The 13,343-nt window shown below is 71.4% G+C and carries 14 protein-coding genes; 10 read left to right on the forward strand and 4 right to left on the reverse strand.

Going from position 1 to position 13,343, the window contains the following annotated elements; translation table 11 throughout:
* Positions 1 to 15 precede the first annotated feature (15 nt).
* On the forward strand, positions 16 to 498 hold the full coding sequence (locus Vlu01_RS06875) for a type II toxin-antitoxin system PemK/MazF family toxin (protein ID WP_203995593.1): 483 nt from the start codon (positions 16 to 18) through the stop codon (positions 496 to 498).
* A 59-nt stretch (positions 499 to 557) separates the two neighbouring features.
* On the opposite strand, the gene Vlu01_RS06880 is transcribed toward Vlu01_RS06875, so the two are convergent.
* Positions 558 to 1,205, reverse strand: coding sequence for a GGDEF domain-containing protein (locus tag Vlu01_RS06880; protein WP_203995595.1), 648 nt, complete (start codon positions 1,203 to 1,205; stop codon positions 558 to 560).
* Positions 1,206 to 1,457: 252 nt separating this feature from the next.
* On the opposite strand from Vlu01_RS06880, the gene Vlu01_RS06885 reads away from it, so the two are divergent.
* From Vlu01_RS06885 to Vlu01_RS06895, 3 genes are all read left to right on the forward strand, one after another.
* Positions 1,458 to 1,697, forward strand: a complete 240-nt coding sequence (locus Vlu01_RS06885) for a DUF397 domain-containing protein (RefSeq protein ID WP_155216430.1) — start codon at positions 1,458 to 1,460, stop codon at positions 1,695 to 1,697.
* 139 nt (positions 1,698 to 1,836) lie between these two features.
* Entirely contained in the window at positions 1,837 to 2,712 is an 876-nt protein-coding gene (locus Vlu01_RS06890; RefSeq protein ID WP_373307307.1) for a Sco1979 family transcriptional regulator, read from the forward strand.
* A gap of 15 nt (positions 2,713 to 2,727) precedes the next feature.
* The gene (locus Vlu01_RS06895; protein ID WP_203995597.1) at positions 2,728 to 4,245 is read left to right on the forward strand and encodes a serine/threonine-protein kinase; all 1,518 of its coding nucleotides are present in this window, start codon (positions 2,728 to 2,730) and stop codon (positions 4,243 to 4,245) included.
* Between the two features lie 29 nt (positions 4,246 to 4,274).
* Here the strand turns inward: Vlu01_RS06895 and Vlu01_RS06900 are convergent, their stop codons facing one another.
* Complete coding sequence (locus Vlu01_RS06900) at positions 4,275 to 4,982, reverse strand: carbon-nitrogen hydrolase family protein (protein WP_203995598.1); 708 nt, start codon at positions 4,980 to 4,982, stop codon at positions 4,275 to 4,277.
* 83 nt (positions 4,983 to 5,065) lie between these two features.
* Between Vlu01_RS06900 and Vlu01_RS06905 the strand changes: the two genes are divergently transcribed.
* Together Vlu01_RS06905 and Vlu01_RS06910 are read left to right on the forward strand one after the other, a co-directional pair.
* Complete coding sequence (locus Vlu01_RS06905) at positions 5,066 to 5,866, forward strand: DedA family protein (RefSeq protein WP_203995986.1); 801 nt, start codon at positions 5,066 to 5,068, stop codon at positions 5,864 to 5,866.
* Between the two features lie 80 nt (positions 5,867 to 5,946).
* Positions 5,947 to 6,390, forward strand: coding sequence for a protein-tyrosine phosphatase family protein (locus tag Vlu01_RS06910; protein ID WP_203995599.1), 444 nt, complete (start codon positions 5,947 to 5,949; stop codon positions 6,388 to 6,390).
* A gap of 110 nt (positions 6,391 to 6,500) precedes the next feature.
* On the opposite strand, the gene Vlu01_RS06915 is transcribed toward Vlu01_RS06910, so the two are convergent.
* On the reverse strand, positions 6,501 to 7,229 hold the full coding sequence (locus Vlu01_RS06915) for a class I SAM-dependent methyltransferase (RefSeq protein WP_203995600.1): 729 nt from the start codon (positions 7,227 to 7,229) through the stop codon (positions 6,501 to 6,503).
* Between the two features lie 149 nt (positions 7,230 to 7,378).
* Positions 7,379 to 8,278, reverse strand: a complete 900-nt coding sequence (locus tag Vlu01_RS06920) for a hypothetical protein (protein ID WP_203995601.1) — start codon at positions 8,276 to 8,278, stop codon at positions 7,379 to 7,381.
* 319 nt (positions 8,279 to 8,597) lie between these two features.
* Between Vlu01_RS06920 and Vlu01_RS06925 the strand changes: the two genes are divergently transcribed.
* The 4 genes from Vlu01_RS06925 (at position 8,598) to Vlu01_RS06940 (ending at position 13,249) form a co-directional block, all read left to right on the forward strand.
* Positions 8,598 to 9,893 carry a D-alanyl-D-alanine carboxypeptidase family protein gene (locus Vlu01_RS06925; protein WP_203995603.1) on the forward strand — a complete coding sequence of 432 codons (1,296 nt, stop codon included), beginning with the start codon at positions 8,598 to 8,600 and terminating at the stop codon, positions 9,891 to 9,893.
* A 162-nt stretch (positions 9,894 to 10,055) separates the two neighbouring features.
* Entirely contained in the window at positions 10,056 to 11,255 is a 1,200-nt protein-coding gene (locus tag Vlu01_RS06930; protein WP_203995994.1) for a D-alanyl-D-alanine carboxypeptidase family protein, read from the forward strand.
* 110 nt (positions 11,256 to 11,365) lie between these two features.
* A complete protein-coding gene (locus Vlu01_RS06935; protein WP_275409271.1) occupies positions 11,366 to 12,127 on the forward strand; it encodes a M15 family metallopeptidase in 762 nt (253 codons plus the stop codon).
* 207 nt (positions 12,128 to 12,334) lie between these two features.
* Entirely contained in the window at positions 12,335 to 13,249 is a 915-nt protein-coding gene (locus Vlu01_RS06940; RefSeq protein WP_239095755.1) for an ion transporter, read from the forward strand.
* Positions 13,250 to 13,343 lie beyond the last annotated feature (94 nt).

Here is a 13,343-nt window from a genome sequence, read left to right on the forward strand (position 1 = left end):
GGATAGGCTGCCGCCGTGGCAGGTCTGTTCAGGAATGTGGCGTCCCGCGTCGGCGCGGTGATTCCGAAGCCGCGACGGGCCGGACCGTCCCCGGCGAAACTCGCGCGGCCGCGTCAGGTCAACGCGCTGCAGCGCCGCGAGTTGTCGTACGCCCCGGAACTCGACGGCCACGCCGACCCCGGGGAAATCGTCTGGACCTGGGTGCCCTACGAGGACGACCCCCGGCAGGGCAAGGACCGGCCGGTGCTGGTGGTGGGTCGGCACAGCCGGACGCTGTTCGGGCTGATGCTCTCCAGTCAGGGTGACCGTCAGGGCGACCGGCACTGGCTGGCCCTCGGGCCGGGCGAATGGGACCGGGACCGGCGTCCGAGCTGGGTGCGCCTGGACCGGGTGCTGACCATGCGGGAGGACAGCATCCGGCGGGAAGGCGCGGTGCTGGACCGGGCCCGGTTCGACCGGGTGAGTCAGGCCCTGCGCGCCGGGTACGGCTGGCGCTGATCGCCTCGCTCGCCGCGGAGTCGGTGGCCTCAGCCGGCGACGCGTGTGCCGGGGTGGCGTCAGCACTCGGCGAGGTACGCGGTGTCGCGTAGCGCCCGGCCGGGTCGGCCACTGCCGAGCGCCTTGGCCTCGTACATCGCCGCGTCGGCGCGGTTGAGCGCCTCGGTGAGCTGGCTGTCGTGCACCGGTGCCAGACCGACCGAGGCGGTCACCCGGAGAGTGACGCCACCCATTGGGATCGGCGCGGCGAGCATGTCGTACAACCGTCGGGTGGCGTGGTCGATCCATCGTCGGTCGAGGGTCGGGCTGGCCAGCAGCCCGGCGAACTCGTCGCCACCGAGGCGGGCCACCAGGTTGTCACCGGCGAAGGTGGCCAGTCGCTCGGCGACGCTGACCAGCACCTGATCGCCCGCAGCGTGTCCGTACCGGTCGTTGATCTGCTTGAAGTCGTCGAGGTCGAGCACCACGGCGATCAGGTGGCAGCCGGAACGGTCGGTCAGCAGCGTCGCGGCGAGGCGGTAGAAGGCCCGCCGGTTGGGTAGACCGGTGAGGGGATCGTGGCTGGCGGCGTGGCGCTCGGCGGTGAGTTCGGCTTGCAGACGCCCGATTTCGGCTTCGGCCCGCACGGCTCGGCGCCCCAGCTGCCAGGAAGAGAGCAGTGCTCCTGCGGCGCAGATGCCGGACGCGACGGTCAGCGGATCCGGCACCACCATCTCCCTTCTCCGCGACACGCGTCCGACGCCGATCGGCGGACGCTGCCAGACACCTCGTTTCCCCTGATGGTCGTCAGGTTCGCGGGACAGAACGTGAGCAGGTAGGCGTCACGTACGTGCGTTATCATCCCCGGTGTCCATTGCAGATGCAATAGCAGATGCACGTGCATAACGAGCCGACACCGTCCCTCAAGCCGCTACCGCTCCTCCCACGGCACCGGCGCCCATCGGAGAGAACAGAACCTCATGCAGCAGCCGCCCAACGGTGTTCCCGTCAACCACCTGCCACCCCTCGCCTGGCAGAAGAGCCGGCGCAGCAATCCCAGCGGTAACTGCGTCGAACTGGCGGAACTGCCCGGTGGGGCAGGCATCGCCATGCGTAACTCCCGACACCCCGACGGACCGGCACTGATCTACACCGTGGACGAGATCGCCGCGTTCGTGCTCGGTGCCCGAGACGGTGACTTCGATCACCTGATCGGCTGACCCCACATCCCATCGACGGGATTCGTCGCCCACGGGATGGGCGGTTCATCTCACTGATGGTTCATGGCATGCTTACACGTCGGTCGAGTCGGTCCACCGACATCAACCGCTGACGGCATGTGGAGGACGGTAGGTGACCATGGTTTCCGCCGAGGAGGGCCCGGCGGCCGGCCCGACCGTGCTGCGGATGCTGCTGGGTGCCCAGTTGCGGCGGCTGCGGGAGTCGCGGGGCGTGACCCGGGAGAGCGCCGGTTGGGAAATCCGGTCCTCGGAATCGAAGATCAGCCGGATGGAGCTGGGGCGGGTCGGCTTCAAGGAGCGCGACGTCGCCGATCTGCTCACGCTCTACGGCGTCACCGCCGAGCAGGAGCGTGCCGCGTTGCTCAAGCTGGCCCGGGACGCGAACAACCCGGGCTGGTGGCACCGGTACGGCGACGTCCTGCCCTCATGGTTTCAGTCGTACCTCGGCCTGGAGGCCGCGGCCGCTCTCATCCGTAGCTACGAGGTCCAGTTTGTCCCGGGGCTGCTGCAGACCCCCGAGTACGCCCGAGCCGTGGTGCTGCTCGGCCACAGCACGGCCGGTCCCGAGGAGATCGACCGTCGGGTGGACCTGCGGATGCGACGACAGGAACTGTTGGCTCGGCCGCGTCCACCGCGACTGTGGGCGGTCGTCGACGAGGCGGTGCTGCGCCGGCCCATCGGTGGCCCCGCGGTGATGCGCGGCCAACTGGAGGCGCTGCTCAAGGCGACCCGTACGCCGAACGTCCGGCTCCAGGTGATCCCGTTCGCCGCGGGTGGGCACGCCGCCGCCGGGGGCGCCTTCACCATCCTGCGCTTCGGCGATCAGGACCTACCCGACATCGTGTACATCGAGCAGTTGACCAGCGCCATCTACCTGGACAAGCGCGAGGACCTCGACTTCTACGCGGTGGCCATGGAACGGCTCTGCGTCGAGGCCGAGCCCCCGGAACGCACCCCGGAAATCCTCGAACGCCTCATCGCCGACCTGAACTGACCCACCCCCACCCCCATGTCGCCGTTCACCCCCAGCCTACGGTTGCACGACCGCTACGTGCTGCACGAGCGCATCGGCCTCGGCGGCATGTCCGAGGTCTGGCGCGCCGACGACGAGGTGCTCGGCCGGTCGGTCGCGGTGAAGGTGCTCGCCGGGACGTTCGCCGTCGACCCGGACCTGCGGGCCACCCTCCGACGGGAGGCCCGCGCCGCAGCGCGCCTGACCCACCCGCACGTCACCCAGGTGTACGACTACGGCGAGGCGGCCCTGCCCGGCGGGAACGTCGTGCCGTACCTGGTGATGGAGTTGGTCGACGGGCGGAATCTCGCCGATCGCCTGGCCGAGGGGCCGCTGCCCTGGCGACCGGCCCTGCGGATGGCCGCCGAGGTGGCCGCCGCCCTGGCCGCCGCGCACCGCCTGGGCGTGGTGCACCGGGACATCAAACCGGGCAACGTCATGCTCACCGCCAACGGCGCCAAGGTGCTCGACTTCGGCATCGCCGCGCTCGCGGGGGCCCCGACGCCCGGTGCCCGACCGGCGAGTGGCGCCCTGATGGGTACGCCCGCGTACCTCGCGCCGGAACGGCTGAGCGCCGACCCGCCGCACCCGGCCAGCGACGTGTACGCCCTCGGCGCGCTGCTGTACCGCACCCTCACCGGTGACGTCCCGTTGCCCGTGCGCAGTTGGCCGGATGCCGTCCGGGTGCACGCGAACCGCCCGACCGTGCCGCCGCTGCGGGTGCCGGGGCTGCCGACCGACCTCGCCGAGCTGGTGCTGGCCTGCCTCGACCCCGATCCGGAACGACGCCCCCCAGCCGGACGACTGGCCACCCGGTTCCGCGCCGCCGTTGCCGCGGAGGCGGCACCGGCCACGTACGACACACCGGTCGCCGATGGTGACCAGCAGGCGGCGACGGACCTCACTCGGCCGCTGCGTCAGCATCCACCAACCCTGGTCGAGCCGGCGGCCCGCCCGGCGACCGGCAGCTCCGCCGTCCGACCTCGATCCTTGACGCGTGCGCCACTACGGGTGCGGGCACCCGGACGGCCGCCGATCCGGCGCGGGCGTACCGGCCCACCAGCGGGGGCACTGGTCACGTTCGTCCTGGTCCTGCTGCTGGGGCTGGGCGCGTCACTCATCCTCGGCGATCGGGGGGACGGGCAGTCCACAGCCGCTCCCACCACGCCGACGTCCGCACCGCCGACCTCCTCCGCGCCCGCCTCACCACGACCCGCCGCCACCTCGCCGGCCGACCGACCGGAACCGGTGAGCCTGCGACGGGCGGCCGTCGAACTCATCGCGTTGCTCACCGAGGCGCAGCTCACCGGGGAGATCGACCGTAAGGCCGCCGATCGGTTGCGCAAGGAGCTGACCGATCTGGCCGGGGGCCGGCCGAAGGACCAGGAGAAGCGACTCCAGGATGTGCGCAAGCGTCTCGATCACGAGGTGGAACGCGGTCGGATTCCCGCCGACTTCGCCGACCGGGTGGACGACGTGCTGGACCGGTTCCCGACGACCCTGCCGAGGGACTGACCCGGCCCGGCACCGCCCTTGTGCTGCGGTCAGGTGAGGGTCGTCCGGACGAATTCGCCCGGTGCGGTCCCGGCGCGGGCGAGCACCGATCCGTCCGGCGCCCAGATCGCCGATCGTCCGGCCGCCGCGGCGAAGCCGCCACCGGTCGAGCCGGCGAAGCTGGCGACCGCCACGACGACCTGGTGGGTGGTGGAGATGTGCGCCGCCCGCTGGTCGGGCACGTGCGCCTCCGCCGCGGAGTCGAGAATCGAGGCCGCGTACACGTCGACGCCGGCAGCGCAGGTGCGTGCCGCGTGGTCCGGTATCCCGGTGTCCCTGCAGATCGCCAGGCCGACACGCCAGCCGTCGACGTCCAGCACCACCGGTGCCGGCCCCGGGCGGAACCGCCGGGCCTCGACGCCGCCGAGCCACATCTTGCGGTACGCCACCCGGGCTCCGGTGTCGTCCACGGCGAGGGTGGCGATGTGTTCGCCGGCCACCGGCGCGCCGACCAGCGCGAGCGTTCCTGTCGCCGCGCAGGCCGCGACGAGCGGTGCGAGCCGGGAATCCGACGGGTCGACCGGCGCGGCGTCCAGTTCGTAGCCGGTCAGCGACAACTCCGGGAAGACCACCACCCGGGCCGCCGCGGTACGCACCAACGCCGCGTGCGCCGCCACGTTCGCGTCGATGTCGTACGCCGCGCACCGGGGCTGGGCGACGGCGATGCGCAGCGGAGGGAGCGCCGATGGCCGTGGCATCCGCGAAGCCTAGACTCCGCGCAGCAGAAAAGTCGACGCCGGTTGAGCAACTCTCAGGTGAGCTTCGTAGCGTGTAGCGCATGATGCATGTCCAGTACGCTTCGTCCGAGGTCGTCGCCCAGTCCGCACCGCCCGAGGACGGTCTGGTCGGGTTCGTCACCGACCTGGTCGAGCGGCTCGGCGGCCCGGGGGCGGGGCTGGCCGTGGCGCTGGAGAACCTGTTCCCCCCGATCCCCAGCGAGGTGATCCTGCCGCTCGCCGGGTTCGTCGCGGCGCAGGGGCGGATGAGCGTCATCGGAGCCATCTTCTGGACGACACTCGGTTCGCTGCTCGGTGCCGTCGCGCTCTACTGGATCGGAGCCGCGCTGGGTCGGGAACGGACGCGGGCCATCGCGGCGCGGCTGCCGCTGGTGAAGCTCAGCGACATCGACCGGACCGAGGAGTGGTTCCTGCGGCACGGCGTCAAGGCCGTCTTCTTCGGGCGGATGATCCCGATCTTCCGAAGCATGATCTCCATCCCGGCCGGGGTGGAACGCATGCCGCTGTTGACCTTCGTGGTCTACACCACGCTGGGCAGCCTGATCTGGAACACCACCTTCGTGATGGCCGGTTATCTGCTCGGTGACAACTGGCACCTGGTGGAGGGGTACGCCGGAATTCTGCAGAATCTGGTGATCATCGCCACGGTGCTGGGTCTCGTCTGGTTCGTCGTCACCCGGTTGCGGCGCTCCCGTCGGGCCGGCGGCCTGCGGTCCAACGACAGCGTCGTCGGCCTGACCGACTCGGCGTCGACCGGGGTTCCTGATCCCGACGGACGGGGCACCATCTACCGCAGCGTCTGGTCCGACGGTCACCAGCAGAGCGACCAGGACGTCAATCGCTGAACAGTGCCCCGCTGACGGGTCGGACGCGTCCACCCGGACGACGTCGGCTGTGGCAGTCGAGCTTGGGTAAGGTCGTCGGGGTGCAGGAGCGACGAGCCTGGGCCGACGAGATCGGTGTGGTGGAACTGCCCGGCGGGGTGCGGATACGGGGCCGTCGGATCGGTGACCGGGCCTCACCGGCGGATTTCAGTCTGCTGCTCGCACCCGGGCCGGTGCCAAACTGGACGTACCGGCGGGTCCGCTGGCCGGATTTCTGGGTTCCACTGGACCGGGCGGACGCCGTGGACGCGTTCGGTGAGGCGTTGCGCCGTGGGTACGCCGGCGAGCGGGTGGAGGTGGCCTGTCGGGGTGGGACGGGGCGGACCGGCACCGCGTTGGCCGCGCTCGCCATCCTCGACGGTTTGCCCGCGGAGGAGGCGGTCGACTGGGTGCGTGCCGCCTACCGGCCGGGTGCGGTGGAGACTCCCTGGCAGCGGCGTTGGCTGCGTCACCTGACCAGATCGTCCACCGGACGCATCGACTGATCGGGGACGGGCTGCGCGTGGGAGACGCGCGGCCTGCCGCGCCCGACCCGCGAGGCGGGCACCGGCTACCGGGTGTACGACCAGGCTGAGCAGCAGGCCGGCCGACACTTTCAGCGCAGCACCAGCAGGTCGAGACAATCCACGACCGGCCCGTCGGTGGTGCCGACTGCCGCCCGCAACCGGGCCATGCCGGCCGCGTACTCGGCCTCCGTGATCAGTTGTAGCGGAGTGTGCGCACGCCGGTCCATCCGGTCGGCGTACTCGGCCAGGGAACCGGCGACGGTCTGGGCGACCGGCTCCACAGTGCTCACCGGAAAGCCCGCCCGGGCGAAGGCGGCCCGGACGGCTGCCAGCCCGGGGTAGGCGTCGAGCACCCGCAACGCCTCGGGAAACCAGCCGAACAGGGAGATCCGCTGGTGCCGCCCCGGAAAGGGTGACCGGATCAGCACCGGGGCGCCGGGCCGCAGCACCCGACGCAGTTCGCGCGCCATGGCGTCCAGATCGTCGACGTGGTGGATCATCGTCGACAGCCAGGCGCCGTCAAGGCTGGACGCGGCCAGGGGCAGCGCGGCGGCGTGCCCACCGAGCAGTGGCCGGTGCGCGCAGCGGGACCGCATCGCCGGTGCCGGCTCCACGGCGAGCACCCGCACGTCGTACCAGTCGGCGAAGGCGCTGGCCCAGATGCCGGTGCCGGCACCCAGGTCCAGCAGGGTCGCGCCGACGCGCGGCCGCAGATGGTGCTGGACGGCCTGCCGCCACCGGACCAGTCCGTCCCGGTCCAGCTCGCGACCGGCGGCGAAGGCAGCGGCGGCGGTGTCGTCGTACGGAATCAGCGCCACGGCCACCACCTCGGATCCGCCGGCGGAGGTTCGGTCGGCGGTAGTAGAGGTTGTAGTCCGACCATGACCGTCGGTCAACAGAATGTGGTCGATCAGGCACCTCCGGTGGGTGGCGGCAGCTCGCCAACCACCCACCGGTGGGACCGCGTTCACTTCGTCGAGCAGGGCCTGGCCAGGTTCACCAGTTCGGCGGGGCGGTTGCCGTCGACCCGGCCGATCGCGGTGGCGATGCGGTTGATCGCGGCGACGCGCCGATCCTCCAGCGGGCCGATGATGGTGTTACGCACGAAGTTTGGGCCGCCCTGGGGGTTGGCCGCCTGCTGGGCGAGGCGAGCATTGGCGTCGGCGATCTGGCTGTCCAGGTTGGCCAGTTCCCGCCGCACCTCGGCCGCAGCCTGAGCCGGCACCGCCGGAAGCCGGTCGGCCACCGTCGGGCAGCTCACCCGCTGGGCCACCCCGGTACCCGCATTGCCGTTGCCCGCGTTGCCGTTCCCGTTTCCGTTTCCGGCGTTGCCGTTCCCGTTCCCCGCGTTCCCCGCGTTCCCCGCGTTGCCCGCGTTGCCCGCGTTGCCCGCGTTGCCGTTTCCGTTTCCGGCGTTGCCGTTGACGGCGCTGGGCACGCCGGGTGCGTTCAGGCCGCAGGTGGCGAAGGCGGCGAGGTCGGGACGTTGGCCACCGACCCGGTTGATGGCGATCCCGATTCGGTCGAGGGCGGCGGTGCGCTTGCTGGCCAGGGGACCCAGGATGGCGTTCTGCACGAAGTTCGGGCCACCCTGGGGGTTGGCGGCCTGCTGGGCGAGGCGGGCGTTGGCGTCGGCGATCTGCTTGTCGAGGTTGGCCAGTTCCTGCTCCACTCCGGCGCGGGCGGCGGCGGGCACGTTGGACAGCTTGTCCCGTACGGTCGGGCAGTTGGCCGTCTGTGGCGCGGCGGCGGCGTCGTCGGCGGAAGCCAGCGTCAGGCCACCTCCCAGGAGCACCACCGCCAGGACACCGACACCGCCGAGCTTCAACGCGGCGTGCTTCCGGTGCTGCTGCGTACGCCTGACCATGCTCTTCTCCTCATGATTGACCGCCGAACGGGCCGGCCTGTCGGGCCCGTGGGCTGGTGCGCAGTGGGATGCCCGGGAGGACGATCGACAGCGGCGGCCGGCCCCGCCCCGCACGCCGAGGACCTTCACGGGTGACGTCGGACCGGGCTGCGGGAGCGCTCCCGCAGCAGGTCCGGGCGTTCGATGTGTTCGGTCGTGGATACGGGGGGTGCGGGCGATCGGTTCACCATCTCCCCGCGAAGATCGCGGTCGGCGTCCACCCGATTCCGGACGGGCGGGGTGGTCGACACCGGCGATCCTGTCGTTAGTCTGCGTGTTCATGAGAGTCCGGGCCCTGGCGGCCGGCTGCGCCGTCCTCGCCGCAGTGGCGATTTCCGCGACACCGGGTGTCGCGGCGAACACTGTGGGTTCCGGGCGACCCTCACCGGTCGCCCTTGCCGCTCCCGCGCCACCGCTCTCCGCGCCGGGTCTGGCCGCAGCAGCTCCGACGGCCGTTCCCTGCCCGAAGGCAGCGGCACCGAAGGTGGTCCGGTCGCCCAAGCCGACACCGCCGCCCTCCGTTGCGGAGCATCGGGTGGTCGGCGGAGACGCCCTCGCCACCCCCGGGTTGATCGTGCCGCCCGGTGTGCCGACGCCGCCGAAGGTGACGGCGTCGTCGTGGCTGCTGGCCGACCTGGACACTGGTGAGGTCCTGGCTGGCTGCGGTCCGCACGAGTACGCGACCCCGGCCAGCGTGCAGAAGTTGCTGCTGGCCGCGACCATGCTGTCGAGACTGGATCCGGCCCAGGTGGTCACGGTCACCAGGGAGGATCTGGACATCGCCCCGGGTAGTTCGGCCGTCGGTCTGCTGCCGGGCGGCCGGTACCGGGTGGAGACCCTCTGGCTGGGACTGCTGCTGCAATCCGGCAACGAGGCGGCGAACGCGCTGGCCCGCCTCGGCGGCGGCGCCGACGGTGTCGCCGGCGGAGTGCGGGCGATGAACGAGCAGGCCCGGCGGCTCGGTGCCCGGCAGACCCGCGCGGTCACCCCGTCCGGGCTGGACGCTCCCGGCCAGTTCACCAGCGCGTACGACCTGGCCCTGATCGCGAGGGCCTGCTTCGCCGACCCGGCGTTCCGTCGGTACGTGCTCACCGAGCGCACCCGTATCCCGGCGCAGAAGGCGTTGCGGGCCAAGGGGTTCGAGATCCAGAACGAGAACCAGCTGGTGTACCGCTACCCCGGTGCGCTTGGCGGCAAGACCGGCTTCACCGACTACGCGCGGCACACGTACGTCGGTGCGGCGCAGCGGGACGGTCGCCGACTTGTCGTCACGCTGCTCGGTGCCGAGCCCCGTCCGCAACGCGGTTGGGAACAGGGCGCCGCGCTGCTCGACTGGGGCTTCGCGTTGCCTCGGCAGTTCAGCGTCGGCCGGCTGGTGGAGCCGGGGGAGTTGGACGCCGAATCACCGGTCGTGCCCGAGTCGGCCGACGCGGCAGCGCCGGTCGACACCAGATCGACCACCGACGGGCCCGGCGCGGGCATGTTCGTGGCGCTGGCTGTCGGTGCGGTCGCGATCGCGGTGGCGGTCGTCGCCGGACGACGGTCCCGCCCCACCGCCCGGGACCTCCCCGAGTAGGTCGGGCGAGACGTCGTCCCGGGCAGCCCGGATTCACGATCCGGGCCGGACGGCAGGGCAGGGCTCCGCGCTGGTCGATACGCCGGACTCGCCGGAATTCACCCGATAGTGTCGCTGACTGTGAGAGTTTCCGCGCTTGCCGTGGCGGTCGCCGCCGCCCTGATGACAACGCCCCTGGTGCCCGTCGTCGGCGCCGACGCGGCAGCGCCGGTGCCGTGCCCGCGTCCAGCGCCACCAGCTCCCGGTCCCACACCGCCGGTGACGCCCTCTCCGGACCCGGTCCAGCGGGCCGTCGGCGGGCCCCGACTGGCCACCTCCGGGCTGGTCGTCCCCCCGGGTGTGCCGAAGCCGCCGAAGGTGGCCGCCACCTCGTGGCTGGTGGCCGACCTGGACAGCGGCGAGGTCCTGGGTGGTTGCGGTCCGCACGAGTACGCCACCCCGGCCAGCGTGCAGAAGCTGCTGCTGGCCGCGACCATGCTGCCGAGACTGGACCCGACCGCCGTCGTCACCATCACCGCCGGTGATCTCGACATCGAACCGGGAAGTTCCGCCGTGGGGCTGGTGGAGGGCGGCCGGTACCGGGTGGAGACGCTCTGGCTGGGGTTGCTGCTCCGCTCGGGAAACGAGGTGGCGAACGCGTTGGCCCGTCTCGGTGGTGGCCCGGACGGGATGGCCGGCGGGGTGCGGGCGATGAACGAGCAGGCACGCCTGCTCGGCGCGTACCAGACCCACGCGGCGACCCCCTCCGGGCTGGACGGCCCCGGCCAGTTCACCAGCGCGTACGACCTGGCCCTGATCACCCGGGCCTGTTTCGCCGACGCGCGTTTCCGGCGTTACGTGGCCACCCGGGAGGCGACCATCCCGGCCCAGCCGAAGCAGCGTGCCAAGGGGTTCACCGTCGACAACGACAACCAGCTGCTCTACCACTATCGCGGCGCGCTGGGCGGCAAGACCGGCTACACCGACCTGGCCCGGCACACCTACGTCGGTGCCGCCGAGCGCGGCGGGCGTCGGCTGGTGGTCACGCTGCTGGGTGCGGACGTGATCGACCAGCGGGGCTGGCAGCAGGGCGCGGCCCTGCTCGACTGGGGCTTCACGGTGCCGTCGGCGGCCTCGGTCGGCGTGCTGGTGAGCCCGGGCGCGACCACCGCCTCGCCGCCACCGTCGGCCGTACCGCCGCAGGCGCTTCCTGGCGGCGCGTCCGGTGCGGAGGCGTCCGACCCGGGCACCTTCGCCGAACGGCTCCGGTCAGCCTCCCTCATCGGTCTCGTCGTCGGTCTGGCGCTGCTCACGGCGGGCCTGATCGGCCGTCGGAGGCGGTCGCGCACCTTCGGAACGGAACGGCCGACGCGTACCGAATGACCGCCGCGGTGACCCGGAAGCGCGGGCGACCTGACGACTCGGGCCGGCACCGCCTTCCGACCGCCGGACGGAGGTGGCTGGCCGCGACGATCGCGGTCGTAGCGCTGGCGGTGGCCGGGTGTACGCGCGAGGAACGTCCCCCGGCCACGCCGCCACCACCCTCGCCGCAGACGTCATCGGGGCCGGGCTTCGTGGTCTTGTCCGATGTGGATCATCGTATCCTCACCGACATCAGGTACGCCTCGGCATACAACTTCCTCGGTCGCCCGGTCGACGGCTACCAGCAACCGTTGTGTCTGCTCACCGCTCGCGCCGCCGCGGCGCTCCGCGGGGTGCAGGACGCGGCGCTCGCCGTCGGACGCAGCCTCAAGGTGTACGACTGTTATCGCCCACAGCGGGCCACCGACGACTTCCTCAACTGGGTCGGCCAGCCGGGACGGGACGCCATGAAAACCGCGTTCTACCCTCGGGTGCCCAAGACGGAACTGGTGGACCGTGGTTATCTCGGCGCACCCAGCGCACACAGCCGGGGCAGCACCGTCGACCTCACCCTGGTCGACGTGCCGGCACCCGACCAGGCGCGCCACGTTCCCGGCCAGCCGTTGGTGGCCTGCACCGCCGCACACCGGCAGCGCGTCACCGACAACAGCGTCGACATGGGTACCGGCTTCGACTGCTTCGACCCGCTGTCACACATCGACTCGGACCGGGTCAGCGTCACCGCGCGGGAGAATCGGCGGCAACTGCGGCAGTTGATGACCGACGGCGGTTTCGTCGGTTACGACCGCGAGTGGTGGCACTTTCGCTACCGCGACGAACCCTGGCCCGACACCTACTTCGACCTGCCGGTCGCCCGTTCCTCGACCGGCTGACCGCCACCTCGCACCCGATCAGAAGCGACGCGCGGTTCGAGACGTGACGAACCTGGTGCGCCGGCTGGGCGGCTGATGACCGTATCTGCCGCCCCGTAGGCTGTCGGCCATGATTGCCGTACGTCAGCACGCCGACGACGCACGGTGCGTGGCCTCACCGGCCCCGGTGCCCGGACCGGGGCCGGTCGCTCGATGAGGGGTGGGCCCGTGCCGGCTCCGCGAGGCGGGTCGGCCCGCACCACCCGCGGTGCCGCGCTCTTCGAACTCTGCGCCCGGCTCGCCGCCTCCCGCTCCTTCGAGATCGCCATCGTCGTGGTCATCCTCGTCAACGGGGTGGTCCTCGGCCTGGAGACCTACCCCGACCTGGGGTCTGCCGGCACCGCGCTGCGGGCGCTCGAATGGGTCTTCCGGTCGATTTTCGTGGCCGAGATCACCATCCGGATCCTGGCCTACGGTCGCCGCCCGCAGGACTTCTTCCGGCACGGCTGGAACGTCTTCGACTTCCTGGTGATCGCTGCGATCTTCATCCCCGGGCTGCACGGCGACTCGGCGTTGCTGCGGGTGGTCCGGGTGCTGCGGATCGTCCGGCTGGTGCGGTTCTCGCCCGGTCTGCGGATGATCGTCTCCGCGTTGTGGCGCAGCCTGCCCGGCATCGGTGGCTTCTTCGCCCTGGCCGTCGTGACGCTCTACGTCTACGGCATGGCCGGCTGGTTGATCTTCGGTGAGGTCTATCCGGAGCAGTACGGAGACATCGGCCGGTCGCTGCTGACGCTCTTCGTGCTGCTGTCGTTGGAGACGCTGCCGGAGCTCATCGAGCAGGGGATGGAGCTCTCGCCCTGGACGGTGCTGTACTACGGCAGCTTCGTGGTGATCACCGTGAACCTGCTGCTCAACATCCTGATCGCGGTCTTCGTCAACTCGATGGAGGAGGCGCGCCGGCTGGAGATGACCGAGGGACTCGGCCCTGGTTACGACTCCGACGGCGACGGCGTGCCCGACGAGGTGGACCGGATCGCGATCAGCCAGCGCCTCGACGACCTGCGTACGCTGATCGTGGAGCTGGAACGGGAACTGCGCATCGACCGGGACGACGGACGACTGCGGCGCGCGGGAAAGGAGTGACCGCCACCGGCCAGCCTCCTCGCGAAGCGTCCGCGTTTGATCAGAATCACGACGGATGCGGATAACGCCTGTGACCGGATAAGGTCGTTACACC

The organism is Micromonospora lutea, from assembly GCF_016863535.1.
In the GTDB taxonomy this organism is placed as follows: Bacteria; Actinomycetota; Actinomycetes; order Mycobacteriales; family Micromonosporaceae; genus Micromonospora; species Micromonospora lutea.

Excerpts from the sequence above, each read along its gene's own strand:
- Vlu01_RS06900 (WP_203995598.1), bottom strand. The coding sequence starts at position 4,982 with ATGCCACGGCCATCGGCGCTCCCTCCGCTGCGCATCGCCGTCGCCCAG.
- Vlu01_RS06905 (WP_203995986.1), top strand. The coding sequence starts at position 5,066 with ATGCATGTCCAGTACGCTTCGTCCGAGGTCGTCGCCCAGTCCGCACCG.
- Vlu01_RS06885 (WP_155216430.1), top strand. The coding sequence starts at position 1,458 with ATGCAGCAGCCGCCCAACGGTGTTCCCGTCAACCACCTGCCACCCCTC.
- Vlu01_RS06925 (WP_203995603.1), top strand. The coding sequence starts at position 8,598 with ATGAGAGTCCGGGCCCTGGCGGCCGGCTGCGCCGTCCTCGCCGCAGTG.
- Vlu01_RS06930 (WP_203995994.1), top strand. The coding sequence starts at position 10,056 with ATGACAACGCCCCTGGTGCCCGTCGTCGGCGCCGACGCGGCAGCGCCG.
- Vlu01_RS06920 (WP_203995601.1), bottom strand. The coding sequence starts at position 8,278 with ATGGTCAGGCGTACGCAGCAGCACCGGAAGCACGCCGCGTTGAAGCTC.
- Vlu01_RS06895 (WP_203995597.1), top strand. The coding sequence starts at position 2,728 with ATGTCGCCGTTCACCCCCAGCCTACGGTTGCACGACCGCTACGTGCTG.
- Vlu01_RS06890 (WP_373307307.1), top strand. The coding sequence starts at position 1,837 with ATGGTTTCCGCCGAGGAGGGCCCGGCGGCCGGCCCGACCGTGCTGCGG.